Annotated in this window: 4 protein-coding genes; all 4 read right to left on the bottom strand. The window is 37.0% G+C overall.

Annotated elements, in window-relative coordinates; translation table 11 throughout:
* On the bottom strand, nucleotides 1-2127 hold a 2127-nt coding region (locus tag BAQ46_RS14605), incomplete at its 3' end, for an ATP-dependent DNA helicase (protein WP_211275845.1).
* Nucleotides 2128-2415: 288 nt separating this feature from the next.
* The gene (locus BAQ46_RS14600; protein ID WP_071742075.1) at nucleotides 2416-2601 is read right to left on the bottom strand and encodes a hypothetical protein; all 186 of its coding nucleotides are present in this window, start codon (nucleotides 2599-2601) and stop codon (nucleotides 2416-2418) included.
* A 408-nt stretch (nucleotides 2602-3009) separates the two neighbouring features.
* Nucleotides 3010-3270, bottom strand: a complete 261-nt coding sequence (locus BAQ46_RS14595; RefSeq protein WP_071742074.1) for a hypothetical protein — start codon at nucleotides 3268-3270, stop codon at nucleotides 3010-3012.
* The gene (locus BAQ46_RS14590; RefSeq protein ID WP_071742073.1) at nucleotides 3270-3536 is read right to left on the bottom strand and encodes a hypothetical protein; all 267 of its coding nucleotides are present in this window, start codon (nucleotides 3534-3536) and stop codon (nucleotides 3270-3272) included. Before BAQ46_RS14590 ends, BAQ46_RS14595 begins: the two co-directional genes overlap by 1 nt.
* Nucleotides 3537-4057 lie beyond the last annotated feature (521 nt).

Raw genomic sequence — 4057 nt, 5'->3', positions numbered from 1 at the left:
TTTTTTTGCCCTCGTAACCGCTGTGTACAACAAATTGTTTGTGTTGAGTTGCTTTTGATCTTCCAAAATAACCATGACTTCTTGATACTCTGAACCTTGTGATTTATGCACTGTAATCGCAAACGCTGGTTCGATTTGCTCCGTTTCTCTGTACTCGTAAAAGACCGTTCTTCCATCCGTAATTTCCACGTTTACACCTTCATTATCGAAGCTAACAATTGTTCCAGAATCCCCATTTGATACTTGTTTCATAGAGTTATTTCTTGTGATAAGAACCTTATCCCCGACTTCATAATTGTAATCACCAAAGCAATCCACAATTTGTTTTTTATCTTTTTGAATCCAACTGTTTATTTTGTTTTTCATAGATTTCGTGTTAGTGAGAATTTGAAAATCTTTGTATGGTTTTGAACGTATCGTTTCAACGATAAACTGTTGAAACTCTTCACTCTCGTTGTACAGTTTGAAAGGAATTTCTTCAGAAAAATTTAATACATTTTGAGCCAAATCGATGACTGCATCACCGCTTCTATAAACCTTTTCAAGTTGATGTGAACTAACAAACGGTAGTTTGATTAATTCCGGAATAACAGATACATCATTGACAGGCGGAAGCTGACGATCATCACCAGCAAACAAGATTTTTGTTGTCGTTGGAATTGCCAATAATAACTTTGCTAGGATATGCCTCGGAATCATTCCGACCTCATCGATAATCAGGTTTTTAACATCCATAATGTTGTGCTCATTTCGTAAGAAATTCTCTTGAAAATCAGATGAACATAATCTATGTATTGTCCCTGGTTTTATACCCTCTATGTTTTTTTCAACCAACAACTCTCTAACTCTAGCTGATGCTTTTCCCGTGTATGTCACGATATGCGTTTTATCCAATTCCGTTTTCGGAATAACACCCAAAATCTCAGATAACGTGTAGGATTTCCCCGTGCCGGCTCTTCCTACCAACAGCGTTATCGGTCGTTCAACAAAAGATTGAACAACCTGTTTTTGTCGTTCATCAAGACCCACAAGAACACCTTGTACATTCAATTTTGTCTTTTGATTTGAAATCTGTTTTAATCGGCGATTGATAATGAAATTCCATTTGACTTCATCGTTCAAATTAAATTTTTCAGCCATCTCGAGAACACGAATTGAATCAAGGTTTTTCACGGTTGCTGAGTGTAGTTTTACAAACTCATTTATATCACACATATCACCATTGTAATCAATCGAATTCGACGTGATTGGGACTTTAAATCGCTTGATAATTTGAAACTCTGATTCTTTTTCTTTTTCTCCAAATAACGCAATATTTTTTGAAGAGAAAAACGGTTGTTCGATTTCCTTCTCTTGCATCTCTTCAAACCGCTCTACTGTGTCCTTTGTAACGTATTTCGTGACTTTGGTTACATACGCTGCCAACGAGTTTACATTCAAGTCAAACTCACCAAATTCGAGCTTATTTTTCTTTTCTGCGTCTTCGACTATGAAACTATTGTCATAAACGCTGTTATGTTTGTCCGTCAATTCTGTAAAAAAGTAGTGAGGAATATACAAGTTTGTTAGAAAATGAAAATGTGGTTCACCTTTTCTTACTCCCTTTTCATGAAGCTCGACCGAGCACACATACTCTAACTTCTTGTTTAAGCCCCATTCTAGCCTCCTAGTGATGTTTTTCTGAACTTTTAATAGTAAACCCTTATATCGCCCTTTATTCTCTGAAATGGACTTGTAGATGCTTCTCTGCTTCTTCTGTATTTCTTTTGCGTAAGTCTCTTTAAATTCTTGTTTCTCAGAGATCTTGGCTCCCTTGTAATAAAAACCTTGAACATTCGCTACTTCATATACCGCATACCCCTGTGATATCTTCTTCAGCTCAATTTTTACATCCTTTTCAACCGCTTGCGCTATCTTCTTTTGTTGCCACTTCTCAGCTTGTTCTCTGGTCCTTTTGTTCTTCTGCATTTCTCTCTCAATATCAAACTCATAGCGAACTCTATCAACGATTTTATTGAACAACTGCATCAAATCAGAGAATCCCTGTTTTGAAGTGATTGTGTTAAAAAAATGCAAATCATATTTTTGAGAGTAGTATTTTATATTTGTCTCAATTTGCTTTAACACTTGTGCTTGACATCTTTCACACGCAAGCGTGTTGCATCTTGATAGACGTACTTGCCGTCTACCGTCTAGCTTGTTTTCAAGTGCCACGGAATAAGTTCCGCATTCATGTTTTTGTATAGTCAAAGTTTATTGTCAGCTCCTTTGTATAAAAAGTGCGCCGGCTTGTAGCCCTTGGCGCCCTAAGGCTCAAGGCTGTTTTCAAAAGAAAATAGACATCTAGAGACATATTACTAAGAACTAGTTAAGTTAATAAGAGATTTCGTTTCACTCAATCTCTCTCTTTTTTAATCAACCACGCATTCTCTCTTCGTAGAGAACTTTCTCTTTTGCGCGTAAAGTAGCAAGTTCCTTATGAACGATTAATCTCGATTTCGGGTCTTTCATGGAATCATACAAACGCATCAACGTATCTTCCAAATGTGAAACGCGAACTTTTCTTTGTCTCCAAGGCTTGTCCGATTTTTTTTTAGGCATTTGCAATTACCTCCTTGCTTATTTGTACCCCAGATTCAACGTTACCATATCCGACTAATTCCCGCAAATTATTTTGAGAGTTTAAAAGAGTCTTCGTCAAGACTCCCAAAGCTTCCCTAATCTTCTTGATGCTTACTCATGGATTCGTCAAGTTCTGACGAGGACTGTTGGCTTCGCGATTCTTTGAAATCTAGGTACACCATTCTAACTAGAATGAAAGTAGGTAATACACCCAAAACTAGTATTTTAACAACAATTTCAAGGATACTACTTGGTTCTCCAAACACTCACATCACCTCCCACTTGGCATCGGATGCGTTCCGAGGACGAAGGCTCGTTTGGTCGCGAAGCTGAACTCACTTCGTACTCAGCACACATACAACGCTCAAGTAAAAACACAGCTACGCGCTACGCATTATCTATCAATCTGTAATTAAGAATTTCTGTTCTGCAATACACCGCTGCATAACCACGAAATGCCTCAGTTGTTTTAAATGCAACGATTTTATTTTTCTTCTCCTGATCAGTAAGACGGATTCCAAATAATTCTCTTAATTCTGTAACTGTCCACCAGTCCACATCAAATTCATCATCACCATTCACACACTCATAATCACAGAATATAGGAACATCTAGATGTTTTAATTCAGACTCTGTAAACATTGGCATCACTTCACTTTGCGAATATCTGTAACAAACATCGTTGCCGTATCTTTATACACTTTCTCACTATTGTACAAAGTGAATTTTTCATTTTGAATGCGCACATTCATGTCAATTTCAACAACCTTAAGCTCTTCGAATATCTCTTCTGTTTTTGCTCCAAAGAGAACCGATTTGTTGTGGTTTTCAGTATCTAACAACGTGTACATATTACATTTTTGTTTCTCTTCAACTTTCGCTAAAATAAATTTTTTTGTAATTGTAAACATCATAATCTATCACCCCTTTTCAAAAAGTTTTCCGTATTGTATTCGGTCATTCCAATAAGTCAATTAAATAAAAACCTTTTAAAAATCCCCCCATACCCCCAAGGGGGCCATCCCTCGCCGGTAGGCGTTCCCAAACGCACGGTTTGGAAAACAACAAGAGGGTTTGGTTGTAGTGAACGTATCAACTCCTTAATGCTCCTTTCTTGGATCAGCACAAACCGCTGAACCAATCCAGTCCGCTTACCGTTGACACATACGCAAAAAAGGTGTCACCCCCTCGGGCAACACCTTTCATTCCACATAGTTTTTATAAAACACTTCTTCGATATCAACTGTGTATTTTATATTCTAGTACATAAAATATAATTTTTTTGTTATACTGTCTATAATATTTGTTTTAACTTAGTTTTGCTAATGAGTTCAACAACATTGTTTATACTGACAATGTTTTCATTTAGAGCAACATTTTTCACTGTCTGTGTGGCGCATAATTCGTTGGTGGCGAATAGCGTCACTATTTTTTT

This window comes from Bacillus paranthracis, assembly GCF_001883995.1.
In the GTDB taxonomy this organism is placed as follows: domain Bacteria; phylum Bacillota; class Bacilli; order Bacillales; family Bacillaceae_G; genus Bacillus_A; species Bacillus_A paranthracis.
This window is presented reverse-complemented; position numbering and strand designations above follow the sequence as displayed.